This window comes from Pseudomonas sp. VS40 (assembly GCF_018587885.1).
In the GTDB taxonomy this organism is placed as follows: Bacteria; Pseudomonadota; Gammaproteobacteria; order Pseudomonadales; family Pseudomonadaceae; genus Aquipseudomonas; species Aquipseudomonas pergaminensis.
This window is the reverse complement of sequence record NZ_JAGYWD010000002.1, coordinates 389,619-416,020: the sequence shown is the minus strand read 5'-3', so window position 1 is coordinate 416,020 and position 26,402 is coordinate 389,619. Positions and strand designations below refer to the sequence as shown.

The following is a 26,402-nucleotide window of genomic DNA, read 5'->3' as shown; positions in this document are numbered from 1 at the left end:
TGCCGTGATGAGCGCGGCATTGGTCTGAAGGCACTACTGGCGACAACGCTTGGCCGTATCCCGAGGTACTGAGCTACCACACCCTGTGCGCCATTGAGCACTACCTTGCGTGGCTACTTACAAGGCCAGCGTTAAGGAACGACCCATGCCTACTCCAAGCCATGCCCGTGCAACCAACCTGATCCAGCAAACTGTCGCCGAGCAGTTTCGAACGCGCCCCACCTTGCGCTCGGTTACAGCGCAAATGCTGTCGGACAACCTGAAGGAAAAGTACCCGCTATTGACGCACCCCATCTCGGACCTGCGCTTGGCGCAGCCCCGAGACGGTGGCGGCCGTGCCCTGCTGCCGCTATTAGACATAGCACTGGAACATCTTGCCGATGGCCGCTATCCAGACGTGTCAACCCGGCACGGCATGGATTGCTACCTGAGCGACGCCACCGGAACTCGACTGCGTTATCAAGCTGAAAGCCCACACGACTATGACCTTCAAGTGATTGAGGCGGTTATTCATGAGCTGCCGCTGATCCTGTTTATTGGTTTTCAGGACGCGCTGGCCGCGTACTGGGGCCAAGACAGCGATGCCGGTGGCAGCCGCTGGAAGTGGTTGGCGACAGTACTGCAAAGCCAACTGCGCCTGTCGACACTGCGCAACGTCGACGCCACTTCCCAGCAATTGTCGGCGCTCAGCCTGCTGACTCGCTATCCCGACCGGCAAACCCGTGCAAGCCAGTCAGAGCCTGGCACATTCGTCTATGCGTACACCCCCGCTGCTTGCCTTCAACAGGGCCAGACTACCCTGACCTTGCAGGCCGCAGACCTGTTGGTTGTGAGCAACACGGGTACCCTGCTCTGTACTGTTTCGGGCGAGGTCTTGCCGTTTGCCAACGTGGATGCCTTCGGACGTGCCTGGGCTGAACGCATGGAAGCGCGTTTTAGCGCCGACCGCGTCACCTGGCAACTGTATGAACCCGACGGCGATATTTTCGAAATCCAGGCGGCACTGCTACTCAACCAACAGTTGGACGATCTCGCCGCAGTCAAGCTCCCCGGTGTGACCAACGTAGAGCACCTGCAAGCGCAATTTGCCTCAATTACCGACCCCTCACACTTACTGAGCGCCGAGACATTCGCGCCCCAAGCCCGTCTAGATGCCGCACTGCCGACCTGGCTGCGCGACGCTAACCCAGTGGATCGATTCGCTTATCACCAATGCCTGCTCGAGCAAACGGCCCTGAAAAACGAGGCGCTTGGTGATCCGGACCTGAATGAGCTGGACGCCATCGACACTTATGCGGCCCTTCACCTCAACCATCAGCTGTGCCTGGAGCGCAACACGCACCTGCACGGCGAACGCACCTGCAGCGAAGAGGCGTTGGCTTCAGGGTACAACGCCCGCGAGTTGGAACTGACCTTCCACGTGCCGGTTGGCAACCTGGAGGGCGGCTACATCGAGAGGGTATCCATGAGCCTGCTTGACTTGGCGCTGAAAAATCTTGCCGGCCGCCCCAAAGGACGCATGACGGTGCGCCATACCGGCGGCCGTGAGATAGAGGCGTGGCTGACGCCCGACGCTATTCTGCAGCTGGTCCAGCGCGTCGATATTGGGCGCAATTATCCCAACTACCTGCGTGAACACCTGCTGACCGACACCATCGCAGCGAAAAAGCGCCAGCGCCTGTTCTGCCGCCAACGGCCGGTGCAACTGAGCATTCAGGCACTTGAACATAAAATTCGCGGCGAAGCCGGGTTGACGCAACGAGGGTTTCGATGTGTGAGGGCGGCCTTCAAACCCAGTCGTTCGCAACGCTGGGTCGACAACGATGAGATCGTCCTGCGCCCGCTCGCATTTGTGCGCAAGCCTGGTGCAACCGCGGATGTGGTAGACAACATGTTCATCATCGAGCCCAAACACACCGGCACAGGCCCGCACCTGCTCTACCGGCCTGCCTACTCACAATCGCTACAGGAATTCCCCGACCGCGACGCCCTGCTGGCAGCCATCGTCCAACCGGGTGAACTGCAAGACAGCGTATTGACCTGGCTGTCAGACAGCGCCAGGCCCATTTACAGCAACGGTGGCTTCACCGAGCCGCACTATGTGCGCATCGGCCTGGGATCTGAGTTTGATCTGCCGCGCAAACCTGACCCCGCAACGCTGGCGAGCGGGAATGATGAGAGCGCAAATGAAATCCACCAGGCACAGGATGCCGGAACGTTGATGGAGTACCTGTTCAATTGCCAGGCCCACCAACTGCTCAACCAGGCTGAACGCGAGTCGACTTCCAATTCCGAGAGCCGATGGGCGCTGATCGTGGAAGGCCTGCAATTGGGCCTCAATACGTTGCTGATGGCTGTGCGCGGGCCAATGGCCGCTGTAGGTTGGCTGCTGCAACTGCTGGTCGGACTCAAGCACGATTTACCAGCGCTGGAAAGTAGAGACCCTACTGCCCGGGAGCTGGCCTGGGTCGACCTGCTGATGAACATCAGCATGCTACTGCTTCACCCGCGAGTGCCCGGCGACGAGCCTGTACATCCACGGCCGGACGAAACACGCGTCGAACCGGCACCTGCTCGCAGGGGGCTGGAACGCCCACAGTCCACCCTGGGGCTACCCTCCAAAGCCGTGATCCAGCGCGGGGCGATCGGCCTGCCCGCCGAGCCGCCGGGTGACGGTCGCACCGTGCTTGACTTCGATCGCTCACTGGCCAGTGACACCGCGTGCGCAGCCCTGCTGGAAAAACTCTTGGCCTACAACGTGCGCTGGCCCGACCCCGCCCCCGTTCCGACCCAAGCCGGCGTCTACAAGGGCCTGTACTTGATCAACGGACAATGGCATGCCTCAGTGGGCGGCTTGCTGTTCAGGGTGACAATCGTCCCAGGCGTTGGCGAGGTGTACATCCTTCACCCCGAGAAACCAGCGCGTCCGGGCATTCTGCTCAAAACCGACGGCAAAGGCGGTTGGACCCTGGATCGCGGGCTCAAGCTGGCAGGCGGCGGCCCGAAGCGGCTGGCCGCGTTGCGCGCGAAAAACCTGGAACGAAAACGTGAGCTGCTTGCCGCCATCGACTCGCTTGCGGTGGAGGTCCGGGAGCAGCTGGAACCGCCTTGCAAGCAATCGGCTGCGCAGTTGAACACCTGGTACAAGACTCTGACAGAACAAAGACGCAAACTGAGATCGGTGTGGAGGCTCCTGCAAAGTGCTACCGCCGACCGGCTTCCCGCTCTGGAGGCGCGGCACCAAATGGAGATGCGCGACTACGCAAGGGTGCGGGGCTACTACCGGACATTGCTGGACACCTTCACAGAACAGTCCGCACACCTATTGGCGGCACGGCAAAAAGCGTTCAGCCTGGGCCAGGAACTCAAAGACGTTGCAGGGGCCGGCGCTCACGTCCAGGATCTGGAAAAAATGCTCGAGAACACCTGGGAGGGCACATTTGCGCTCTACGAATATGAGCGCGGGTGGTTGAACGACCTGTTCACTTCCAAGAGCGGCGAACCTCTGTACGATCTATTGAAGCGCACGCATCTGAATACACTTTGGGGTGACCGTACCGCATTTGACGAACATGTCGCTAATTCTATCGAGGCCGCCGACACCTGGCAGCGAATGGCAAATGCCACCTCTACCCTGGAAACCCTGTCTGAACAGTTGGAGCGGCTTTCTACCGGGGGACGTGCGATACGCAACCGCCTGATGAACGCGATCATTACCCCACAATACTATTTCGTGGCGAACCTGAAACTTAATGCATTACGCCCGCTGGCATGGGCAAGTTTCGACTTATCGATTGAGCCGATGCGGCCACAGGAGGCACTCTACTACGAACTCCTGACAGAGCGTGATCTCAATCAAACCCTGCTTTCCCATATCGACGTACGCAGCAGCAACGACTACTCACTGAGCGACCAGCGCAGTGTTTACGAAACGCTCATCGAGACATACCGGCGCTATGAAAATGCCCTGCGGGCACTCAATGTGCTCAGATCCAAGCGTCTACTTGGCTCATCGGCACGGCTTCTGAAGGGACTGCAATACGCCTGCGCCCTAGCCGAGGGTGAATTGGAGACGGTGGTGCGCTTACAAGAAAAACTGGAGGTTGAACTGCCGCTGTCGAAAACCCTGCGCCCCAAGGCCCCCACCAAACGCGTGTTCAAGACTCGCCGTAAAGCTTATCTGATCGGCGACCTACAGCCGGCCAACGAGCACATTGCCCACGAACACTTGACCATCAGCGAGCCGATAACAGGCCACACCCTCGCCACCTATGACCGGCAAGACAATGAATGGGTGGAGACGACACGCAGCGTACGTGTAGAACCCGAGCCGGACGTGGCGGTGCGCACGCTGGCGCAGGTGAGGGAATCAGGCCGGGAGCTGATCAGTCAACGCAAGGGTATCGAGCAACAAGTGGCAGCCGAGCAACTGTTGGTGGATGAAGAAGCCACCCGGGAAGAAGTCGACCCGGATACCTGGGACACATTGCTCACGACCCACGCCCGGAAACTGACCGCCTTGGCCGATGAACTGGTCCGAGATCACAAAGACAAACCCGCCACGCAAGACCTGGTGGATGAGTACCGTGCACACGCCAGAGACCTGACGCGCATCGCGCAGCGAGCGTGCAGTCGCGCCTACAAAAAGCAACTACCCACCGCCGACAGCGTCACTTACCTATGGGAGCATGGTGAGATCGACATCAACCTCACCAGCCCGTCCGACCCCGACCGACCGACACTCAGCGGTGATTTTTTCACCGAATATGCGGTGTATGACAAAACCGCCAAGCCGCCCGTGGTGCTGTGGTACGCCCATTTCCACTACCGCACCGCCGACGCTCCGCCGGCCAGCTATACCCGTGCGCATTTAAAGCTGCCGGAGCAACGCAAGTTTACCCAGAAGGACTTGCTCAAGGCGCACGTACAAGCCTACCTGGCCAACCAGAAGACCCCCGGCAGTGCGCCGGTCAGGAAGATCGTTTATGTGCTGATCACGCCACCGCTGGACAACCTGTTCCTGAAAATCGCCCCGCTGCCCTCGGCGACTCAATGACATCAGCGTAAAGCACGCCCTGTGGGAGTGAGTGAATCCCACAGGGTGATTGCCGACTCAATGGGCGAACAACGAGTTGCCCTTCTGCCCCGCGAGCTTCTCGGGCTTGATCAGGAAGCGCGCCAGTGCCGGCAACAGCCACAGGGCACCGAACATGTTCCACAGCAGCATGAAGGTCAGCATCAGGCCCATGTCGGCCTGGAACTTGATCGCCGAGAAGATCCAGGTGCACACGCCGATCGCCAGGCACAGGCCGGTGAACAGCACGGCTTTGCCGGTGGACTTGAGCGTCTGGTAGTACGCCTCTTGCAGCGGCAGACCGGCACGCAGGAAGCTTTCCAGGCGGCTGTAGATGTAGATGCCGTAGTCCACGCCAATCCCCACGCCCAGGGCCACCACCGGCAGGGTCGCGACCTTGACACCGATGCCCATGAACGCCATCAGCGCGTTGCCCAACACCGAGGTCAGCACCAGCGGCAACACGATGCACAGGGTCGCCGCCCAGGAGCGGAAGGTGATCATGCACATGGTCGCCACGCACAGGTACACCAAAATCAGGATGGTCAGCTCCGACTCCTTGATCACCTCGTTGGTGGCCGCCTCGATCCCGGCGTTACCGGCGGCGAGGATGAATTCCAGGCCGTCCTGGTTGTTTTCCTTGGCGAAGTCCTGCACCGCATGCACGGCGCGGTCGAGGGTTTCCGCCTTATGGTCGTTGAGGAACACCAGCACCGGCGCCAGCGAGCAATTGTTGTTGTACAGGCCATCGGCGCGGGCGATGGAGTTGTTCAGTACATCCGGGTTGCGCGACAGGGTTTCCCATTTCAGGTTGCCCTCATTCATGCCCTTGATCATCTGCTTGGACACCGTCACCAGCGAGATCGCCGACTGCACGCCCTCGGTGTTCTGCATCTTCCACATCAACTGGTCGATCGGCGCCATCGCTTCGTAGCGCGAGCAGCCTTCGGCCTTGGTCTTGACCATCACCACCAATACGTCGGAACTGGTGGAGTAGTTGCTGATGATGAAGTTGTTGTCTTTGTTGTAGCGCGAGTCGGGGCGCAGTTCCGGCGCGCCCTGGTCCAGGTCGCCGATCTTGAGATTCTGGCTGTACCAAAGGCCGCCGCCAAAGGCGACCAACGCCAAGGCGATGGAGATCGGTGCGACTTTCGGGTTGGCAAAGTTCGACAGCAGGCGCCAGAACGAATGTTCGCGGTTCGCGTCTTTCTTGCTCTTGGCGATGGCGCGTTTGCTGATGCCCACATAGGAAATCGCCACCGGCAGCAGGATCAGGTTGGTGAACACGATCACCGCCACGCCAATGGACGCACCGATCGCCAGCTCGCGGATCACGCCAATGTCGATGATCAGCAGGGTGATGAAACCCACGGCGTCGGCCAGGATCGCGATCATACCCGGCAGGAACAGTTGCCGGAAGGTGCGCCGCGCGGCGGTCAGGGCGTTGTCCGCCTCGCTGGATTGCAGGGCGATACCGTTGATTTTCTGCACGCCGTGGGAGATACCGATGGCGAAGATCAGGAACGGCACCAGCATCGAATACGGATCGAGGCCGAACCCGAAGAAGTGCATCAGCCCAAGCTGCCAGATCACCGCCACCAGCGTGGTGCTCAACACCGCGACGGTGCTGCGCAGGCAGTTGGTGAACCACAGCAACAGGATCAAGGTGATGATGAAGGCAACGCCGAAGAACATCACCACCATCACCAGGCCGTCGATCAGGTCACCGACCTTCTTGGCAAAGCCAACGATGTGGATCTTGACGTTGGGGTTCTGGGCTTCGAACTTGTCGCGGATCTTGTCTTCCAGTTCGTGGGAGAACTTGCGGTAGTCCAGGGCCAGTAACTTGCCCTGGTCCTGCGGGTCCGGGTAGGACTCCAGCAGCGGAATATCGACGATGCTCGACTTGAAGTCGTTGGCCACCAGGCGCCCGACCTGGCCAGACTTGAGCACGTTGTTGCGCAGTTGGTCGAGGCTTGCCGGCGAGCCGTTGTAGCTCTGCGGGATCACTTCACCGCCGGCAAAGCCTTCTTCGGTCACTTCGGTCCAGCGCACGCTGGGACTCCACAGCGACTTGAGGCCCGAGCGGTCGACGCCGGAGATGTAGAACACCTCATCGTTGATCTGACGCAGGGTCTCCATGTACTCCTGGGTGAATATGTCACCGTCCTTGGCCTCCACCGAGATGCGCACGGTGTTGCCCAGGTTGGCCAGGTCGTTGCGATGCTCCATCATCTTCTCGATGAAGGGGTGCTTGAGAGGGATCATCTTTTCGAAGCTGGTGGACGGGCGAATCAAGGTCGCCTGCCAGAACAGGAAGATGCTCACCAGCAGGCAGATCACGATCACTGCCGGGCGATTGTTGAAGATCAGGCGCTCAAGAAAGGTCGCTTTATCGTTGTGATGACTGCTCATTCTTTCCCCGCCCTTATTATTGTTTTACGAGTTCGGCGCCGTTGGGCGCGGCGACGCGAACGCCACCCTGCCCCGCCAGAATCAAGTTGCCGTTGCCTGCCGCCGTGACGGACGACAGCGAAATACGGTCCGGACGGTTGAACACGCTGAAGGTCAGTCCATCATCATGGCTGACCACCACGCTGCCGCCATTACCCACGACAACGATGGCACCGTCATCCAGCAAGGTCGCGCCCGACAGGCCGAACTCCAGCGCTCCCCGCGCCGCGTTCAATTCGACGGGTTCCCAAGTGCTGCCGAAATCCGTGGAACGGTACAGGTTGCCGCGCAAGCCATAAGCCAGCAGGGTCTGCGGTTGCGCTGTGCTGATCACGCCAAACAGCGAGCCCTCATAGGGACCTTCGAGTTTTTCCCAGGTCTGGCCGTCGTCGCTGGAGCGGAACATGCAGCCCTGCTCGCCGACGATAAACAGGCCGGCGTCCTTGATGTGGGCGATGGCGTTGAGGTGGTACTGGTCTTCGTTGTCGAGGCGGTCGCTGACGTCATTCCAGCTCTTGCCGCCGTCGGTGGTTTCGATCAGCGCACCGTAGGCGCCCACGGCCAGGCCGTGGCTGGCATCGTTGAACCACACATCCAACAAAGGCGCTTCGCGCTTGAGGTCCTGGTATTGCTGGGTCCAAGTAGCACCGCCATCGGAACTGGCAAGGATTTGCGCATCATGGCCAACCGCCCAGCCCTGCTTGTCATCGACGAAAAACACCGCCGTGAGTAATTGCCGGGTGGGGACTTTGGCTTGGGTCCAGGTGTTGCCCTGGTCATCGGAATAGAGGATATGCCCGCGATCACCGACCGCCACCAGGCGCTTGCCCGCGTGGACCACGTCGATCATCAGGCCTTTGGCGGCCTTGGGGGATTCAATCGCAAAAGTGGTATCGCTGGCGGCCTGGACGGAGGTGGACAACGCGGCTGACGCTACCCCCAGTCCAAACAGCGAGAGCGCTGCGGCCAGCATCGCAACCCTGCGTGCGGCGCGTGGGCGGCAAACAACCCAACCCATGACAGGCTCACTCATAGACCTTTCTCCCATTTATTATTGTTATCGCCTGCCTTCCGGGGCCTTGAAACCTGCAATCTAGAGCGCCTGGAGGAAGCAGGGGCCATCCTATCGGGCTTTCGAATCGTCTGACAATCGGCGCTACGTTATCTTTTGTTAACTGAGGGCCTTTCGTCAGCGCCTGAATATAGCTGCATTCGCGGGGTTGATCGTCGGCGTCTTAATGAATTTTTATTCCATCTATTGAAATTAGAGAATTTATATTCCATTAATAGGCCTTCTGAAAATAATAATGCAAAGGACCACGACGATGCGTGCACTCGGAATCGGCTTGATCGGCACAGGCTTCATGGGCCGCGCCCACGCCCTGGCTTTCAATAATGCTCGCGCGGTGTTCGACCTGCCGGTACACCTCCAGTTGGCCGCCCTGGCCGATGCCGACACCGAACGCGCCCAGCGTTGCGCCACAGCCTGGGGATTTGCCCAGGCCCATGGCGACTGGCAAGCGCTGATCAACGACCCCAGTGTCGACGTCGTGGCCATCACCACGCCCAATCACCTGCACTACCCCATGGCGATGGCGGCCATTGCCGCTGGCAAGGCGGTGTACTGCGAAAAACCCCTGGCCGTGAGCCTGGAACAGGCCGACGCCATGCGCCGCGCCGCCAGTGCCGCCGGGGTGGTGACGCGGGTGGGCTACAACTACCAGCACAACCCGATGATCACGCTGGCGCGGCAGATAATCGCCAACGGTGACCTCGGCGAAATCATCAGCTTCCAGGGTGAATTCAGCGAAGACTTCATGGCCGACCCCACCTCGCCATGGTCCTGGCGTTGCGAAGTCGAACATGCCGGCGGCGCCCTGGCGGACCTGGGCAGTCATTTACTGTCGATGGCGCGTTATCTGGTCGGTGATGTGCAGAGCGTGTGCGCCGATACCCAAACCGTCCACGGCCAGCGCCCTGCCGTCAAAGATAGCGCCGAGCGCAAAACCATCGCCGTGGATGACCAGGTGCACGCCCTGCTGCGTTTCGCCAACGGCGCACGCGGGACGGTAAGCAGCAGCTGGCTCAAGCACGGTTACAAAAACCACCTGAGTTTCGAGATCAGCGGAACGAAAGGCACCTTGGCGTTCGATCAGGAGCGTTTGAATGAATTACAGGTGTGTCGCGCGGGCCAGGATGGGTTCCAGCGTTTACTCGCAGGCCCGGCCCTGCCGGGTTATGCAGCGTTCAGCCCGGCGGCGGGGCATCAATTGGGGTACAACGAGCTGAAGACGCTGGAAGTGCAGGAGTTGATCATGGCCGTGGCGGGTCAAGGTGCGGATGGCACTGATTTTGAAGCGGCGTGGGAAGTTGAGCGGCTGGCGACGGCGATTCGCGTGGCGGCCAGGGAAGAACGCTGGGTAACCGTAAACGCTCTCTAAACCACACCGCCGAAACCTGTGGGAGCTGGCTTGCCTGCGATGGCGGTGTGACTGATACACCGCTATCGCAGGCAAGCCAGCTCCCACAGTGGGTTCACCTAAACGTTCAAACTAGCGCAAGGCCCTGCGCAGCACTTTACCGACCGTGGTCTTGGGCAGCTCGGTGGTGCGGAACTCCACATACCGGGGCACCTTGTACCCTGTCAGATACTCGCGGCAATGCGCCAGGATCTGCTCCTGGGTCAGGTTCGGGTCCTTGCGCACCACGATGATCTTCACTTTCTCCCCGGTCACGCCATCTTCCACCCCAATCGCCGCCACTTCCCCTACCCCAGGGTGCAGCGCCACCACGTCTTCGATTTCATTGGGGTACACGTTGAAACCCGAGACCAGGATCATGTCCTTCTTGCGGTCCACCAGGCGAATGTAACCACGCTCGTCCATCACGCCGATATCACCGGTCGACAACCACCCTTCTGCATCGAGGACTTCGGCGGTGGCCTCCGGGCGCTTCCAGTAGCCCTGCATCACCTGCGGCCCACGCACCTGCAGTTCGCCCTGCTCGCCAACCTCAGCCAACTCACCGTCTTCGCGGATAAACCGTACCCAAGTCGACGGCAACGGCACACCGATGCTGCCGGTGAATTCCATCTCGCGCATGCGCGCAATGTTGATCGGGCTGATGCTCACCACCGGCGAACATTCGGTCAGGCCGTAGCCCTCGATGATCGGCAGCCCGGTGACTTCCTTCCAGCGCTTGGCCACCGCCGTGTGCGTGGCCATGCCGCCCGCGATCACCATGCGCAGGTCGGAAAAGTCCCGTGCGCAGAACTCCTTGTTCTCGAGCAGGCCGTTGAACAAGGTGTTGACCCCGGCAATCCCGTTGAAGCGTTCCTTGCGCAGGATCATCTGCACGCGCTTCACGTCCCGCGGGTTGGCGATCAGGATGTTGCGCCCGCCCAGGCACATGAACATCAGGCAATTCACCGTCAGCGAAAAAATGTGATACAGCGGCAGCAAGGTGACGTTGGTTTCCTGCTTGTCCTGGTCCAATTGGTCACCGACCCAGGCCTTGGCTTGCAACAGGTTGGCGATGATATTGCGGTGACTGAGCATCACGCCCTTGGCGTCGCCGGTGGTACCGCCGGTGTATTGCAAAAAGGCCAGGTCGTCGAGGTGCATCTCCACAGGGAAATGGTTAAGCCCACGGCCCTGTTTCAACGCCTGGTTGAAGCGTATCGAACCGCGCAAATTGAACGCGGGCACCTGTTTTTGCACGCGACGCAGGATAAAGTTCATCGCCGCGCCCTTGAAGGTACCCAGCAGGTCACCGATGGCGGCGATCACCACGCGCTTGACGTTGCTGCCAGTGATGACTTTCTCCAGGGTCTGCGCGAAGTTCTCGAAGATCACCACGGTTTCTGCGCCGCTGTCCTTGAGCAAATGCTTGAGTTCATGGGAGGTGTACAGCGGGTTGACGTTGACCACCACCGCGCCGGCCAGGATCGTGCCCAGCAGGCAGATCGGGTACTGCAAGCAATTGGGCATCATCAGCGCCACACGATCGCCCTTCTTGACGCCCTGCCCCTGCAGCCAGGCGGCGAAGGCATAGCCTTGCACCTGCCAGTCGGCGTAGGTCATTTCGGTGCCGATGCTGACGTAGGCCACCCGCTCGCGAAACTTCTCCAGGTGCTCCAGGAACACCTCGCGCAGCGACGGGTAGTCCTCGATGCCGGCCTCGATATCCGCCGGGACGCCAGGCAGGTAAGCGTTCAACCAGATCCGTTCGGTATGTTCCAGGCTTACAGCGTTCATGGCAGTCTCCTTGTTGTTGTTTTTGATAGAGCTACTTTTCGACGATGGCGGTAATGCCCAGCCCGCCCGCCGCGCAGATGGAAATCAGGCCGCGCCCGCCGCCGTTCTCATGAATGATCTTGGCCAACGCCGCCAATTGCCGGCCACCAGTGGCGGCGAAGGGATGGCCGCAACCGAGTGAGCCACCGTTGACGTTCATCTTGGCGCGGTCGATGGCGCCCAGCGGTGCATCCAAGCCTAGGCGTTCGCGGCAATAATCGGCGTCTTCCCACGCCTTGAGCGTGCACAGCACCTGGGCGGCGAAGGCTTCGTGGATCTCGAAGAAATCGAAGTCATCGAAGCTCAGCCCTTCGCGCTTGAGCATGCGCGGCACCGCATAGGCCGGAGCCATCAGCAGGCCCTCGGTACCATCGACGAAATTCACCGCCGCCGTTTCGCCGGTACGCAGATAGGCCAGCACCGGCCAGCCGTGCGCGGCCGCCCATTCCTCGCTGGCCAGCAGCACCACCGAGGCGCCATCGGTCAGCGGTGTTGAATTGCCCGCAGTGAGCGTGCCGTTTTGCCGGTCGTAGGCTGGGGACAGGCCGGCGAGTTTCTCCAGGCTCGCGTCGGCGCGCAGGTTATTGTCCCGAGCCAGGCCGCGATGGGGGGTGATCAGGTCATCGAAGAAACCGCGCTTGTAGGCCGCGTCCAGGCGTTGATGGCTGGTGAGGGTCAGTTCATCCTGGGCCAGGCGCTTGATCTGCCAGCGCTTGGCCATTTCTTCGCAGTGTTCGCCCATGGATAAACCGGTGCGCGGCTCGCCATTGCGCGGCAGCAATGGTTTGAAAAACATCGATGGCCGCACCTTGAACAGCGCCTGCAACTTGGCGCCCATGCCCTTGGCGCGGTTGGCCGCGAGCAACGTGTGGCGCAGGGATTCGTTGATGCCGATCGGTGCGTCGGAGGTGGTGTCGGAACCGCCGGCGATGCCTACGTCGATCTGGCCCAGGGCAATCTTGTTCGCTACCAGCAAGGCCGCTTCCAGGCCGGTGCCGCAGGCTTGCTGCACATCGTAGGCAGGCGTGTCCGGCGACAAGGTGGTGGACAGCAATGACTCGCGCGCCAGGTTGAAGTCCCGCGAATGCTTGATTACCGCCCCAGCGGCGAATTCGCCCAGGCGTTGGCCGTGCAGGTTGTAGCGGTCGACCAGGCCCTGCAGGGCGGCGACCAGCAGGTCCTGGTTGCTGTCGTGGGCGTACACCGTGTTGGAGCGAGCAAACGGGATGCGGTTGCCGCCGATAATCGCGACGCGACGAACCGGGGCCGGGTTGAAGCTGTAGTCACTCATTCCACGCTCTCTTTCCAGATGAATAGTCCGCGCATGTGGGGTTTGTCACCGGCGAAATTGCGCACTTCGAATTCGCGGCGCGGGCCGGTCACCGGGTGACTCCAAAGAGCAACCTGGCCAGGCAGGAAGATCGGCAACTTGAAGTCACAATGCGCCTCGGCCTGGTCCAGCCCGCCGGGCGGTTGCTGCGCGGCGAGTGCGCGCCCCAGGGTCCACATGCCGTGGGCGATGGCGCGGCGAAAACCGAAGAGCTTGGCGCCAATCACCGAGGTGTGAATCGGGTTGAAATCCCCTGACACCTTGGCAAAGCGCCGGCCCAAGTCAGCCGGCAACACCCAGCGCTGGGTACGCAGCAAACCGTCTTCCTGCAGCGGCAATACGTCGTCCCACGGTTCACCCACCGGGCCCTTGACGTCCCGGCGCAGGTACAGGCTGTCGCTTTCCCACACCAGTGTGTCGGCGCCGTACGCACGGGTGGCGATGCTCAGCGCCTGGCCCTTGGGATGGGCAACCCAGCGCTCGCCATACACTTCCAGCCGCAACGCCTGGCCTGGGTGCAAGCGCTGGTGCTGACGAATGCGATTGGCCAGGTGCACCATGCCGCTGGCCGGATACGGGAAGCTCGGCCGCGTCAGCAGCATCAGGTGCAATGGGAACGCCAGCACGTGGGGGTAGGACAACGGCACGCCCTGCTCGCGGCGAAAACCACAGGCGCGGCCATAGGCTTCAATATCAGCGGCAGACAACTGCGCCGCCGAGCGCACCAGGCGTTCCTTGGGCAGTACGGGCGCACCGTCGAGCTTGGGTTTGCGCAAGGCGCGTACGCCATCGAGCAGCAAGCGCGTGCGTGATGGCGGCGGGTCAATGATCTGCGTCACGTAGTCCATGGACTCAGGCTCCCAGCAGGCTTTGGCCGCACACACGGATGACCTGGCCGTTGACCCCGCCCGACGCCGGGTGTGCCAGCCAGGCAATGGTCTCGGCCACATCGATAGGTTGCCCGCCCTGGGACATCGAGTTCATGCGCCGCCCGGCTTCGCGGATCATCAGCGGGATTTTCGCGGTCATCTGCGTCTCGATAAACCCGGGTGCCACTGCATTCACCGTGACGTGCTGCGCCGCCGCTCGCGGTGCCAGGCCCTGCACCAGGCCGATCACGCCAGCCTTGGAGGTGGCGTAATTGCTCTGCCCAAGGTTGCCGGCGATGCCGGAAATCGACGACACGCAGACGATGCGCCCGCCGGAGTTCAGGCCCTGGCTGTCCAGCAGTGCATGGCTGAGTTGCAACGGCGCCTCTAAGTTCACGGCCAGCACACTGCGCCAGGCATCCTCGGTCATCTTGGCGATGGTCTTGTCACGGGTGATGCCGGCGTTATGCACCACCACATCGAAGGCGCCGTATTGGCTGACGTGGGCCTGCAACAGCGAGGCTGCATCGGTTGCGGTGATGTCCAGCGGCAGCGCCGAGCCGCCGACACTTTCCGCGGCCTGTTGCAGCAACGCCTGGGCCTGGGGCACGTCCACGCACACCACATGGGCGCCGTCCCGTGCCAACACCTGGGCAATCGCCAGGCCGATACCACGGGAAGCGCCGGTGACCAGCGCGCGACGGCCGGCGAAGGGTTTGTCCCAATTGACGCTGACCTGGCCGTCCACCGGTGCCTCCAGGCGGATCACCTGCCCCGAGACATAGGCCGAGCGGCGCGACAGGAAGAACCGCAGGCTGCTGTCCAGCGCGGCTTCGGCGCCGGGGGCCACGTAGACCAACTGCACGGTGATCGCGCGCCGCAACTCCTTGGCCAGCGAACGCACCAAGCCTTCAAGGGCGCGCTGGGCGATGGCCTGGGGCAAGTCCTGGCAGTGTTCCGGCGCGGTGCCGAGCACCATCACGCGGCCATGGTGGCCAATGCGCTTGGCATTGGCGTGGAAGAACACATACAGCTCATCCAATTGGTGCGGGTCGGTCACGGCACTCGCATCAAACACCGCGCCCTGCACCTTGACCGTGGACGGCGCCTTAAGCGTGGCCGGCGTGGCGATGACGGTGTCGGTGGCCGCGAACACCCGCTGCACCTCGACGGCCAGGCGCCCTGCCCCGGCGACGATCACCGGGTTGACCAGCCCTTGCTGGCCGCTGCGATGGCGTTGCAGCGGCAAGGGCTGCGGCAAGCCGACGGCCTGGGCCAGGCGCCGACCCCAGGGGGAATTGACGAACGAAAGGTAGCTGTCACTCATAGAGACATTCACTCACAACACATTCTGACCGTGAAAACCCGATCCCCTGTGGGCGCTGGCTTGCCTGCGATACAGGCAACTCGGTGTGTCAGTCGTACCGAGGTGATGCCTTCGCAGGCAAGCCAGCTCCCACCTTGACCGTGATTTTCCTAATTGACCGAGGCGTTTTCGCTTTGGTTGTTGCGACGTTTCGTCGTCGGTTCCAACGCCTGCTTGCGCTGCTGCAACGCTTCCAGCAAGCCGAAGTCCTGGGGGAAGTCGTCCACCTGGATGCCGTGGTCGGCGTATTCCACATAGCGCCCCAGCAAGGTGTCTTCTTCGTCGCTGATCAGGTCCAGTGCCCGCGCCTTGACGCGCCAGGCGGTAAAGGCCGTGGCCGAGATCGGCATCGGCGCGATCAGGCCCTGCTTGACCGCCGGTTTGAGTCGGGCCTCGATCAACTCGACTTGCGGCAGCAGGCGGAAGCCCAGTTCGCCGTAGGCCAACTTGTCGATTTCCGGACGGGGTATGTAGGAATTGGCCAATAGTCGGTCGCGGGTTTCGCCCGGTGTCTGCACCACATCAGCAACTTCGGCCAGCAGGCGGTCCGACGGTTTGCGCAGCGGGATACCGAACGGGAACGTCAACGCCTTCAGCACGCTTGCGGCCACTTTCGACGGGTAGTTATCGAGCACTTCGGCCAACGCTTCATGGGCGCGCAACAACGCGTCCTGGGCCGACCAGTGCACCAGCGGCAGGTCTGCCTGGGGCCGGCCGTCATCCTCAAAGCGCTTGAGCACGCAGGACAGGATGTACAGCTGCGACAGAATATCGCCCAAACGCCCGGTGATACTTTCCTTGCGCTTGAGGGCACCGCCCAGCACGCCCATGGAAATGTCCGACGTCAGCGCGAGCACCACCGACAGGCGATTGGCCTGGCGGTAGTAGGACGCCAGTGCCGGATCGGTCTTGGCCGGGGCAGAAATCAACCGCCCGCCTGTCAGGGCATGCACCGCTGCGCGGACGGTATTGGCCAGCACGAAACTCACGTGGCCGAACATCGCGCTGTCAAACGCTTCCAGCGCCTGGCGCCGGTCCGGGTTGCGCGCGGCTTCCATCTCACGGAACACATAGGGATGGCAGCGGATCAGGCCCTGGCCAAAGATGATCAGGCAGCGCGTCATGATGTTCGCGCCTTCTACCGTAATCGCGATGGGGCTTTGCTGATAGGCACGGGCCAGGAAGTTGTTCGGGCCCATGCAGATGCCCTTGCCGGCCACGATGTCCATACCATCATTGACGATGATCCGCGCACGCTCGGTGACGTGGTACTTGGCGATCGCCGAGATCACCGACGGTTTCTCTCCCGCATCCAGGGACGCCACCGAGACCTTGCGCACCGCATCGCAGGCATACAGGTGCCCGGCCATGCGTGCCAGCGGCGCTTGCACGCCTTCGAACTTGCCAATGGGCAGGCCAAACTGCTTGCGCATCGCCGCGTAGGCGGTGGTGCCGCGCACCGCGACTTTGCCCAGGCCGACGTTGGCCGACGGCAGGGAAATCGCCCGGCCGGCTGCCAGGCATTCCATCAACATGCGCCAGCCGTTACCGACTTGCTCGCGGCCACCGATCACCCATTCCAGTGGGATGAAGACATCCTTGCCGGTGGTAGGACCATTCTGGAACACGGCATTGAGTGGCCAATGGCGGCGACCGCTGTTTACCCCCGGATGGGACGTCGGGATCAACGCACAGGTGATCCCCAGCGAGCCGGGCTGGCCAAGCAAGCCATCCGGGTCTTCGGCGCGAAACGCCAGGCCGAGCACCGTGGCAATCGGGCCCAGGGTGATGTAGCGCTTGTCCCAGGTCACGCGGAAGCCCAGGACTTCCTCGCCTTCATGGGTACCTTTGCAGACGATGCCCAAGTCGGGAATCGCCCCGGCATCGGACCCCGCATACGGGCTGGTCAGGGCAAAGCACGGGATGTCTTCACCCCGCGCCAAGCGCGGCAGGTAGTAATTGCGCTGGGCATCGGTGCCGTAATGCAACAGCAGCTCGGCCGGGCCGAGGGAGTTGGGCACCATCACCGAAATGGCGGCCGCCGAGCAACGCGTCGACAGCTTCATCACCACCTGCGAGTGCGCGTAGTGGGAGAAGCCTTTGCCGCCGTATTGCTTGGGAATGATCATGCCGAGGAACCCGGCATCCTTGGTGTACTGCCAGCCTTCGGGCGACATGTCCTGCCAGACCTGGGTGGTTTCCCAGTCGTTGGCGATATCGCACAGGGTTTCGACTTCGTTATCGAGGAAGGCTTGCTCTTCAGCGCTCAGGCTGGCCGGTGCGGCTTGCAGCAGGCGCTGCCAGTTGGGCTTGCCGCTGAACAGCTCGGCATCCCACCACACGGTACCGGACTCGATGGCCGCACGTTCGGTGTCGGACATAGCCGGCATGATTGTACGAAACAGGCCCAGGGCCTTGCTGGTGAGCAAGGTGCGGCGCAGGGGTTTGATCGTCATCATCGCTGCGGGCAACACCACCAGGAGCGCCGCAACGCTCATGCCGAAACCGGCCACCACGTTGAACAGGTAACCCGCCGCCAGCCAGAACAGGCCTGCCCCCAACCAGTGGATGGCAGCGGCTTGTCGATACGCCAGGGCAATCGCAGCTGCGAAACCCACCAATAACCAGATAATCATGGGGATACCTCAATTCGATTCAGGGCACGACCATTACGCTGGCCGCTCGATGTGAGCTGCGGCGTAAAGCCACACTACAAACTCGGAACGCTAAATTCAAATATTGTTTTGAAATTTTTATTTAATACTTGGGCGAAAAAAGAGTGGCTGAACACGTCAGCCGGGTATGTCACTACGCTGGAAACTACCCATGAAATGAGGATGAATGCCTGGACGAAGGCACCAAGATGCGCTTGATGCCTCCCTGCCATCACTCTCCACAACGCATCAGAACGCGTAAGTGGCCGATACGCTGACCACATCACCCGACGACTCCGCCTTGCCATCGAGGCTTGCACCGCCCAGGCGATCAACGTTTTGAGTCTTGAGCTTGACCTCTTGCACGAACTGATGGGAATAGGCCAGGTCGACACTCAGCCCCTTGATTGCTTTCACGTCATAGCCAGCCCCCAACGACAGGAATGTACGGTCGCCATCCGGGATCCGCGGGTCGCGGGTCGAATTGCGTGTCGGCGTCTGATCAAGCGCGACACCCGCTCGCAGGGTCAGCTCGTCGGTCAAGCGATAGTCACCACCGAGGGAGTACATCCAGGTGTCCTTATAGTTATACGGGATAGACACAATCGTGTTGCCACCGGACTTGAGCGTCAGGTCTTTGAATGAGGACCACTGCGTCCAGGTCACGCTGGCCCCCAAGGTGAAACGATCGTTGAACTGGTGTACCCAGTCCAGACCCGCTGTGGCAGGAATATCCAGTTGGACACTGGCGTGCGCGCCGTCCGGCATGAGCTCCAACCCTGGATAAGCGGTGTTCACCAATGTACCGCTGCCGCCAAACGGGCTCGGCTGTGTCATCAGGTTGTAGGAAAACTGATCGGCGTACATGTTGTATTTGCCGGTCATCTTGTTCTTGATCTTAGCGTGGTAATTCAAGCCAAGCGTATCGCGCTCGGTAGGTTTCCAAACGACGCCGGTAAACCAGCCAGCCGAGATATTGTCAACTTTGACACGCATAAGCGCACTGCCGACATCCGACGGGAAATTGATCCCTCCCAGCACCGAATCGGACACTGCCGCGGCAGATAACAAGTCGACGTTCTGACTGACGAATCCCTTACTGTGCTGCACGATCACACCACCACCGATGGAGAATTGATCATTCACTTTGAAAGACAGGGACCCGGTCAAACCTACGGTTTCAATTTTGGTATCCACGGCAAAGTCGCGCAGTTTAGAGTCCTGGTCCCAAGTGGAACGCATACCCTGGGGCACCACCTGGCTCAAGCCGAATGCGAAGCGATCCCCCAGGGGCATGACCATGAAACCGGTCGGCAACCAGGCAGTAAACCCGCCTTGGCCGCCATCGTTGTTATTGACCGTGGTCGCCGCAACATCGGGAAAACCATTGGCATCCAATGGCGTATTGGAAATGGGGTTGCCCGCATAATCAGAGGCATCGCCCTTGTACTTGATCTTGATGCGCGCGTAGTCGACGGTAAATTGCGCAACATTGTGCTCCACAAACGCCATGGCCGCCGGGTTGTTGTATGCCGAGCTGGGGTCATTCTTGAACAGCGAACCACCGCCAAATGCCCGCCCCCAACCTGGCGCGCCGTAGGTCGGTGTCGAAAAACCACCGGCCTGCACCGGGGCGGTCGCCATTGCCCCGCCAATCAACGCCAGCCCCAACAAAACCTGCACATGTTGTTTCTTATTATTCATGCGGCACTCCTTATTGTTATCTCTCTGAGCCAGCCCTGCCGGTTCGTCTTTCGGCTTGCAATTCATGAACTGGCGCCCAGTCAAGGCGCCAGTTTTCAACGGGTGATCAACCCTTCGTTCTTACGCGCGCCTCAAGGCACGATCGTCAACGCAGGGCTTGGGGTGACGCTCAGGCTCACCACGGTGCAACTGCCACTCAGGGTCTGGTTGGCAGCGGTCAGCACACCACCGCTGTAGCCCACGGTAATCGTCGAAGGGCCGCAATTGGAGGCTGGGTACAGAATCGAGCTGGCGATGGTATAGCCGACGTTTGTCACCGAACCGGCGGCAGGGCCGGTGGCAGTCAGGGTCCAAGGCAGACCGGTGATCTTGGGCAGCGCGCACAGGCCGCCACCGGTGACCGCGACGCCGGTGATCTTGGCAACGCCTGTCGCATCGACATTCCCGGTAAACGTGGCACCACAGTTAACGGTGGCCTGGAAGGACGAAGGCGACTTCACCGAGATGGTGCCTGGCGCAGTGAAGCTTGTGCTTACAGGACTGATGCTGTAGGCGTTCGCCATCGAAGCAGCACCCATGCAAACAGCCAAAGCAGACAACGATACGAGGGTTTTCAAGCTTTTCATTGTTTTTCCTCACATGTTATGGCGAAGTCATTTCGCCAGGGGTAATGGCCATGAACGAGAGGTCACGGTGAAACTGCAGAACTTCCCTTTCCAGCCAAATTTCAATTCAATTACCGCAACAACATCTAACGCTTATTCAACAACTTTGAAGTTCGGCGGCATCTTGATCGACACCGTCTTGATCTTGCAGTCTTCGCCGATCGGGACATTGGCGGCTTCCAACTTGCCGGTGGCGTTATCCCAGGTACCGTCGGCGGTCGAGGGGCCGCACTTGCCGCCGAGGCCGAATGCATGCACATCGACGCTGATCTTCGACATGGAGCCGCTCTTGGTGTCTTTGGCCACTAAGATCCATGGCAAGTTGGTGGCTTCGACCCGGCTGCACTTGAGGCCACCGTCGAATTCAACTTTGTCCACGTTCACTGATGAACCATCGGCTGCGACCTTGCCGGCCACCTTGATGGTGCAGTCGGCACTGATCAGCGCACCTTTGGAGAAGCTGATGGGACCCTGGGCCGTAAAGGCGCTACCGGCCGGCTCGATACGCGCGGCCTGGGCCTGGTGATAGGCGATCAGGCCCAGCGCGGCCAACACGATGTGGGTGGTGAACTTGGCAGGTGCTTGCATGGTGTACGTCCTTCCCTTTAATTATTTTTGTTCGGGTCAAACACTTTTCTTGCAACTGTTCTGGAAAACCTTGGGCGATCGAGGCCTGCGCGGCACGCAGGCCCCGGGTACGCAAACAATGTGTTACTTGAACTTAAAACGGTTTGGCGCTGTTGCTGTACTTCTCCAGGTACTTCAACCGTTGTGAAGGTTGAAGGTTGGTCAAAGTGATATCCCCGGCGTAATGATTCAGTACACGATGGTCCATGCGGCGGCGCCACAAGTACGGCACATATGCCCAGACAATCATGCTCGCGTAGCCATAGGGCAGTTGCGGCGATTCATCAAAGTGGCGCAACGACTGGTAACTACGGGTCGGATTGGCATGGTGGTCAGAGTGCCGTTGAAGTTGGAACAGGAAGATATTGGTGACAATACGGTTGCTGTTCCAAGAATGCCGTGGCGAGCAACGCTCATACCGACCATTGGGCAACTTCTGGCGTTTAAGCCCGTAGTGCTCGACGTAGTTGACCACTTCCAGCAGCGAGAAGCCGTAGATGCCCTGGATGATCAGGAACGGAATCACCGCCGCCCCCAGCCAATAAATCATCGCGCCCCACAACACCACGCTGTACATCCAGGCGCTGAGTACGCCGTTCTGCCAGTGCCAAGCCGGCAGGCCGAGCTTGCGCAGGCGTTCACGTTCCAGGTTCCACGCCGAGCGGGCACTGAACCAGACCGAGCGTGGCAGGAAAGCCCAGAAGCTTTCCCCGAGGCGCGAGCTGGCCGGGTCTTCTGGCGTGGCGACGCGCACGTGATGCCCACGGTTGTGTTCGGTGTAGAAGTGCCCGTAGAAAGTCGGTGCCAGGGTGACCTTGGCCAGGAATACTTCCAGCGCGTTGGGCTTGTGCCCCAGCTCATGGGCCGTGTTGATCGCAATGCCGGTGGCGGCGCCGGTCGACATGGCCATGCCCAGGTAGGTAAACCAGCTCGGCTCGCCGTGCAGTTGGGTGCGGGCGGTGATGTAACTGGCGGCGTGGGACAACGCACTGGACGGTTCCAGGTTCGCGGCAGCCTGCAACAGGCCGCCCTGGATGATCCAGTCGATACCGCCAGCGGCGAGCCAGCCGGTGATCACCACTGACGAGATCACGAACACTACGCCGGTGTACACGATCCAGCGGTAGTAGCTCTGGGATTCAAGGTGGGTGACGGCGGACTCAGGAGGGTTGCTCACGTCTTCACCGAGCAAGCCATCGATCAGCGGAATCAGGCCGAAGATCACCAATACACCAACCCACCAGAGTTGCTGGACACCGGTGGTGATAGCCAGGGCGCCGGAGAGCAGAGGTGTGGCCAGGGGCATGATGCCCAGCCACCACAGGTGACGCTTGCCGTCGGTCCATACGCTTGGGGCTGCCAGTGTCTGATTCATGGCAACCTCCGTGGGAGGGCAGTGGAAAACAGGTTCAGGGAGCGCTGAATGCTCCAGGAATTCAACCATGCGATAAAAGACGTTTTTTTCATTTTTATTCGCTCTTAGGCATTTCAAAAATCATTTCAAAATAAACATTGAAATATTTTTTTAAAGAAATAGCGCGGAATCGATAGGTCGTCAACTACTTTTTCGAACCCTGTTGAACGTGACTCGGCAGTCTCTTTTTCAGCCGTTTGGTCAGGTCTCTAGGGCAAGCATTTGCGACGAACCGCTGCGCAGTAAGGGCCACCATTATTTGTTCGCCAAGGCGAACGGTGGATGCAGAATCGCGGCGCTTTCCGGAGGTCGCACACGCTTGGCCAACTGCTGCACCGCCTCTACGACTCTTGCGGTGGCGGTGATCGGCAACATATGCCCGCGCCCTTCCACCACCTGCAGCTTCAGGCCCGGGACCTTGTCGGCCAGGGCCTGGCCGTGTTTGCGAAAATCCAGGACCTTGTCCCGCGCGCCGTAGATCAAGCTGATGGGCAGCGTCAGTTGCGGGTAGCGCTTGACCATGTCCGGCAGGTCGTCATTGACCCGAGCGATCTCGCTGGACGCGGCGTAAAAGTTGTCGGGCCGCATGCCCAGCAGCCCGCCGCCGCGGGTGGCGAAATCCTCGGGGGCACTGTCGGGGGCGAACACGCCCTTGACCACTGAGCGGCGCGTCAGCAGGCCCATGGGCACGGTCAGCGTGTAGGACACCCATCGCCGCAGCCAGGCCGGTCGCACCGCCAGTGACCAGAACACCAGGGGCAACCTGGGTTGTGGATGGGTCAGTGGCGCCACCAGCACCAGCCCCGATACCGCGTGAGGATGGTCAAGCGCCAGCGCCAGGGAAATGGCGCCGCCGAGGGAATGCCCCAGCACCAAGGGCTTATCCAGGCCCAGCGTATGGATAAAGGCCGCCACTTGGCGTGCCTGGGCAGGCAGGTCGGCGGCGGTGCCTTTATGGCGCGTGGAATAGCCCGACCCCGGACGGTCGAGGGTGATGACGCGAAACTGCTCACGCAGTTGTCCGGACAAGGCGTAGGTCAAGTTGCGACTGCTGCCCATCAGCCCGTGAATCATCACCAGCGGCGGGCCTTTGCCTTCTTCGTAATAATGAAAGCGCTCGCCCTCGACCTCCACGAAGCGCCCATTGATCGGAACAGCGGCCTCGATACGCCGCGTCATCCATGTGCTGAAGCCCCACAAAACGGCGCTCGCGCCTATAAATACAGCCGCAGCGATAACCCATTCAACAGCCATAGCTCGGTCCTCTGCATCCCTGCAGCTGGCGACCCGACCGGTATTGATCGGGCCTCAGCCATCGTCCACACCCTGGACCTGAACTTCGTGCCTGCCCGTCGGACAGCGCGCACATGAGGAACCTGGGACTAGCGTAGGCGATATTTTCAGGTAGATTATTTAAAATCTTTTTTAAAATAAGTAATTCAATTTTTCTTTGCAATGGTGTTCTATCTAAAAGACACAACAAGAAAAGGCGCACACCCGATGCCGACGAGGGACTACTTATGACTGCCCAGCGTGACTCAATCGACATCGCCATCATCGGCTCCGGCTTTGCCGGACTGTGCATGGCGATCAAGCTCAAGGAAGCCGGGTTTACCGACTTCTTCATCGCCGAGCAGGCTGACACCCTCGGCGGTACCTGGCGGGACAACCACTACCCCGGCTGCGCCTGCGATGTGCAGTCCCATGTGTATTCGTTTTCCTTTGCGCCCAACCCGGACTGGACGCGGCAGTTCGCGCCGCAAGCGGAAATCCGTGCGTACCTGGAGCAATGCGCCACGCGTTTTGGCCTGGCGCCCTACTTGCGTTTCGGTATGGGGCTTACACGTGCCGTGTTCGATGAGCAGCAGCAACGCTGGCAGTTGAGCTTCAGCGATGGCCGCCAGGTCAGTGCGCGGGTGCTGGTGTCGGGCATGGGCGGCCTGTCGCGCCCGGCGCTGCCGGATATTCCGGGCCTGGACAGTTTCAAGGGCAAGCACTTTCACTCCCAACAGTGGGACCACAGCTACTCCCTGAAGGGTAAACGCGTGGCGGTGATCGGCACTGGCGCCAGTGCCATTCAGTTTGTGCCGCAGATTGCACCGCAGGTGGCTCATCTGGACCTGTTCCAGCGCACCCCACCGTGGATCATGCCCAAGCCCGACCGGCCGATTTCTCCCGTCGAGCGCTGGCTGTTCAAGCACCTGCCCTTCACCCAGCGCCTGGTGCGCAGCGCGTTCTACTGGGCGCTGGAGGGCCGCGTGGTCGGCTTTGCCCTGCACCCGCGGCTGATGAAGATGGTGCAGAAAATCGCCCTGCGCCACCTGCACAAGCAAGTGGCGCGTCCGTCCCTGCGCAAGACCCTGACCCCGGACTACACCATCGGCTGCAAGCGGGTGCTGATCTCCAATGACTACTACCCCGCCTTGTCGCGCAGCAATGTCGAGGTGGTGACCGAGCGCGTGCTGCGCATCGAAGCGGACGGTGTGTTCACCAGCGACGGCATCAAGCACCCGGCGGATTGCCTGATCTTCGGCACCGGCTTCCAGGCCACCGATCCCCTGCCCCGCGACTGCATCATCGGGCGCGGTGGCGTGGACCTGATGGACACCTGGCAAGACGGCGCCCATGCGTACAAGGGCACCACGGTGCCTGGCTATCCCAACCTGTTCCTGATCGTCGGGCCCAACACGGGCCTGGGGCACAACTCGATGATCCTGATGATTGAAGCCCAGGTGACCTACATCCTCGACGCGCTCCAGCAAATGCAACGGCATCGCATCGCCACCGTGGACGTCAAGGCCGCCGTGGAGAGCACCTACAACCAACAACTGCAAGCCAAGCTCAAGCGCACCATCTGGAACACCGGCGGTTGCCAGAGCTGGTACCTCGACCCACGCACCGGCAAGAACACCACCCTGTGGCCCGGCTCGACCTGGCGCTTCAAACAGGTGACCCGCCAGTTTGCGCTCAAGGATTACGTGGCCGACCTGCTACCGATCAATCCACCCAGCCGGCCCGTGTCGGCCCCCCACTCCACCCCGGAAGGCAGCCTGTCATGAAGTCATTCAATGGCCGCGTAGCGGCAATTACCGGCGCGGCATCCGGCATGGGCCGCGCCCTGGCAGTGGCCCTGGCGCGGGAAGGTTGCCACCTGGCGCTCGCGGATAAAAACGGCCAGGGACTGGAGCAGACCCTGGCGCTGATCAAGTCCTCGACCCTGGCCCCCGTGGTGATCACCACCCAGATACTGGATGTTTCCGATCGCCAGGCCATGGAGGATTGGGCTGCGCGCTGCGTGGCTGAACACGGCCGGGTCAATCTGGTGTTCAACAATGCCGGGGTTGCCCTGTCGAGCACCGTCGAGGGCGTGGACTATGCCGACCTGGAATGGATCGTCGGCATCAACTTCTGGGGCGTGGTCCACGGCACCAAGGCGTTCCTGCCGTACTTGAAAGCGTCAGGCGAAGGCCACGTGATCAACACCTCCAGCGTGTTCGGCCTGTTTGCTCAACCAGGCATGAGTGGCTACAACGCCACCAAGTTTGCGGTGCGCGGCTTTACCGAATCCCTGCGCCAGGAGCTGGACATGCAGGGCTGCGGCGTGTCGGCCACCTGCGTGCACCCCGGCGGCATTCGCACCGATATCTGCCGCAGCAGCCGCATCGACGCGAACATGACCGGTTTCCTCATCCATAGCGAACAGCAGGCCCGTGCCGATTTCGAAAAGCTGTTTATTACCGACGCCGACCAGGCCGCCAAGGTGATCCTGCAGGGCGTGCGCAAGAACAAGCGTCGCGTGCTGATCGGCCGCGACGCGTATTTCCTCGACCTGCTCGCCCGTTGCCTGCCGGCGGCCTATCAAGCGCTGGTGGTGTTCGCCAGCAAGCGCATGGCCCCCAAGCCGCGCACGCCGGTGTTTGAAACCAACGACGAGCCTCGACTCTGAACAG

Annotated in this window: 16 protein-coding genes; 4 read left to right on the top strand and 12 right to left on the bottom strand. The window is 60.9% G+C overall.

Going from position 1 to position 26,402, the window contains the following annotated elements:
• Positions 1–145: 145 nt before the first annotated feature.
• Entirely contained in the window at positions 146–5,056 is a 4,911-nt protein-coding gene (locus KHP07_RS06945; protein ID WP_214496862.1) for a dermonecrotic toxin domain-containing protein, read from the top strand.
• A gap of 57 nt (positions 5,057–5,113) precedes the next feature.
• Here KHP07_RS06945 and KHP07_RS06940 read toward each other — a convergent pair whose 3' ends face one another.
• Positions 5,114–7,489, bottom strand: coding sequence for an efflux RND transporter permease subunit (locus tag KHP07_RS06940; protein ID WP_099491601.1), 2,376 nt, complete (start codon positions 7,487–7,489; stop codon positions 5,114–5,116).
• A gap of 16 nt (positions 7,490–7,505) precedes the next feature.
• Positions 7,506–8,546: a WD40/YVTN/BNR-like repeat-containing protein gene (locus KHP07_RS06935; protein WP_214497076.1), complete on the bottom strand. Its 1,041-nt coding sequence runs from the start codon at positions 8,544–8,546 to the stop codon at positions 7,506–7,508.
• 307 nt (positions 8,547–8,853) lie between these two features.
• On the opposite strand from KHP07_RS06935, the gene KHP07_RS06930 reads away from it, so the two are divergent.
• Positions 8,854–9,969 (top strand): Gfo/Idh/MocA family protein, encoded by a 1,116-nt coding sequence (locus KHP07_RS06930; protein WP_214496861.1) that lies wholly within the window; start codon positions 8,854–8,856, stop codon positions 9,967–9,969.
• Positions 9,970–10,080: 111 nt separating this feature from the next.
• On the opposite strand, the gene KHP07_RS06925 is transcribed toward KHP07_RS06930, so the two are convergent.
• From KHP07_RS06925 to KHP07_RS06880, 10 genes are all read right to left on the bottom strand, one after another.
• Positions 10,081–11,784, bottom strand: a complete 1,704-nt coding sequence (locus tag KHP07_RS06925; RefSeq protein WP_214496860.1) for an AMP-binding protein — start codon at positions 11,782–11,784, stop codon at positions 10,081–10,083.
• Positions 11,785–11,815: 31 nt separating this feature from the next.
• Positions 11,816–13,114, bottom strand: coding sequence for an acetyl-CoA C-acetyltransferase (locus KHP07_RS06920; RefSeq protein ID WP_214496859.1), 1,299 nt, complete (start codon positions 13,112–13,114; stop codon positions 11,816–11,818).
• Entirely contained in the window at positions 13,111–14,001 is an 891-nt protein-coding gene (locus KHP07_RS06915) for a MaoC/PaaZ C-terminal domain-containing protein (RefSeq protein WP_214496858.1), read from the bottom strand. Before KHP07_RS06915 ends, KHP07_RS06920 begins: the two co-directional genes overlap by 4 nt.
• Before the next feature lie 4 nt (positions 14,002–14,005).
• Complete coding sequence (locus KHP07_RS06910) at positions 14,006–15,349, bottom strand: 3-oxoacyl-ACP reductase (protein ID WP_214496857.1); 1,344 nt, start codon at positions 15,347–15,349, stop codon at positions 14,006–14,008.
• A 149-nt stretch (positions 15,350–15,498) separates the two neighbouring features.
• Complete coding sequence (locus KHP07_RS06905; RefSeq protein WP_214496856.1) at positions 15,499–18,024, bottom strand: acyl-CoA dehydrogenase; 2,526 nt, start codon at positions 18,022–18,024, stop codon at positions 15,499–15,501.
• A 267-nt stretch (positions 18,025–18,291) separates the two neighbouring features.
• On the bottom strand, positions 18,292–19,746 hold the full coding sequence (locus tag KHP07_RS06900) for an outer membrane protein transport protein (protein WP_078048770.1): 1,455 nt from the start codon (positions 19,744–19,746) through the stop codon (positions 18,292–18,294).
• Between the two features lie 131 nt (positions 19,747–19,877).
• Positions 19,878–20,372, bottom strand: coding sequence for an alkane oxidation protein activator PraB (praB, locus tag KHP07_RS06895; protein ID WP_078048771.1), 495 nt, complete (start codon positions 20,370–20,372; stop codon positions 19,878–19,880).
• Positions 20,373–20,504: 132 nt separating this feature from the next.
• The gene (gene praA / locus KHP07_RS06890) at positions 20,505–20,999 is read right to left on the bottom strand and encodes an alkane oxidation protein activator PraA (protein WP_028616492.1); all 495 of its coding nucleotides are present in this window, start codon (positions 20,997–20,999) and stop codon (positions 20,505–20,507) included.
• 133 nt (positions 21,000–21,132) lie between these two features.
• Positions 21,133–22,413 (bottom strand): alkane 1-monooxygenase, encoded by a 1,281-nt coding sequence (locus KHP07_RS06885; RefSeq protein ID WP_214496855.1) that lies wholly within the window; start codon positions 22,411–22,413, stop codon positions 21,133–21,135.
• A 294-nt stretch (positions 22,414–22,707) separates the two neighbouring features.
• Positions 22,708–23,706: an alpha/beta fold hydrolase gene (locus KHP07_RS06880; RefSeq protein WP_214496854.1), complete on the bottom strand. Its 999-nt coding sequence runs from the start codon at positions 23,704–23,706 to the stop codon at positions 22,708–22,710.
• Between the two features lie 266 nt (positions 23,707–23,972).
• On the opposite strand from KHP07_RS06880, the gene KHP07_RS06875 reads away from it, so the two are divergent.
• Positions 23,973–25,511, top strand: a complete 1,539-nt coding sequence (locus KHP07_RS06875) for a flavin-containing monooxygenase (RefSeq protein ID WP_214496853.1) — start codon at positions 23,973–23,975, stop codon at positions 25,509–25,511.
• A complete protein-coding gene (locus tag KHP07_RS06870) occupies positions 25,508–26,398 on the top strand; it encodes an SDR family NAD(P)-dependent oxidoreductase (RefSeq protein ID WP_099491625.1) in 891 nt (296 codons plus the stop codon). Before KHP07_RS06875 ends, KHP07_RS06870 begins: the two co-directional genes overlap by 4 nt.
• Positions 26,399–26,402: the final 4 nt, after the last annotated feature.

Coding starts and splice junctions, on each gene's coding strand:
- KHP07_RS06945 (WP_214496862.1), top strand. CDS start 146: ATGCCTACTCCAAGCCATGCCCGTGCAACCAACCTGATCCAGCAAACT.
- KHP07_RS06940 (WP_099491601.1), bottom strand. CDS start 7,489: ATGAGCAGTCATCACAACGATAAAGCGACCTTTCTTGAGCGCCTGATC.
- KHP07_RS06935 (WP_214497076.1), bottom strand. CDS start 8,546: ATGGGTTGGGTTGTTTGCCGCCCACGCGCCGCACGCAGGGTTGCGATG.
- KHP07_RS06930 (WP_214496861.1), top strand. CDS start 8,854: ATGCGTGCACTCGGAATCGGCTTGATCGGCACAGGCTTCATGGGCCGC.
- KHP07_RS06925 (WP_214496860.1), bottom strand. CDS start 11,784: ATGAACGCTGTAAGCCTGGAACATACCGAACGGATCTGGTTGAACGCT.
- KHP07_RS06920 (WP_214496859.1), bottom strand. CDS start 13,114: ATGAGTGACTACAGCTTCAACCCGGCCCCGGTTCGTCGCGTCGCGATT.
- KHP07_RS06915 (WP_214496858.1), bottom strand. CDS start 14,001: ATGGACTACGTGACGCAGATCATTGACCCGCCGCCATCACGCACGCGC.
- KHP07_RS06910 (WP_214496857.1), bottom strand. CDS start 15,349: ATGAGTGACAGCTACCTTTCGTTCGTCAATTCCCCCTGGGGTCGGCGC.
- KHP07_RS06905 (WP_214496856.1), bottom strand. CDS start 18,024: ATGATTATCTGGTTATTGGTGGGTTTCGCAGCTGCGATTGCCCTGGCG.
- KHP07_RS06900 (WP_078048770.1), bottom strand. CDS start 19,746: ATGAATAATAAGAAACAACATGTGCAGGTTTTGTTGGGGCTGGCGTTG.
- praB (WP_078048771.1), bottom strand. CDS start 20,372: ATGAAAAGCTTGAAAACCCTCGTATCGTTGTCTGCTTTGGCTGTTTGC.
- praA (WP_028616492.1), bottom strand. CDS start 20,999: ATGCAAGCACCTGCCAAGTTCACCACCCACATCGTGTTGGCCGCGCTG.
- KHP07_RS06885 (WP_214496855.1), bottom strand. CDS start 22,413: ATGAATCAGACACTGGCAGCCCCAAGCGTATGGACCGACGGCAAGCGT.
- KHP07_RS06880 (WP_214496854.1), bottom strand. CDS start 23,706: ATGGCTGTTGAATGGGTTATCGCTGCGGCTGTATTTATAGGCGCGAGC.
- KHP07_RS06875 (WP_214496853.1), top strand. CDS start 23,973: ATGACTGCCCAGCGTGACTCAATCGACATCGCCATCATCGGCTCCGGC.
- KHP07_RS06870 (WP_099491625.1), top strand. CDS start 25,508: ATGAAGTCATTCAATGGCCGCGTAGCGGCAATTACCGGCGCGGCATCC.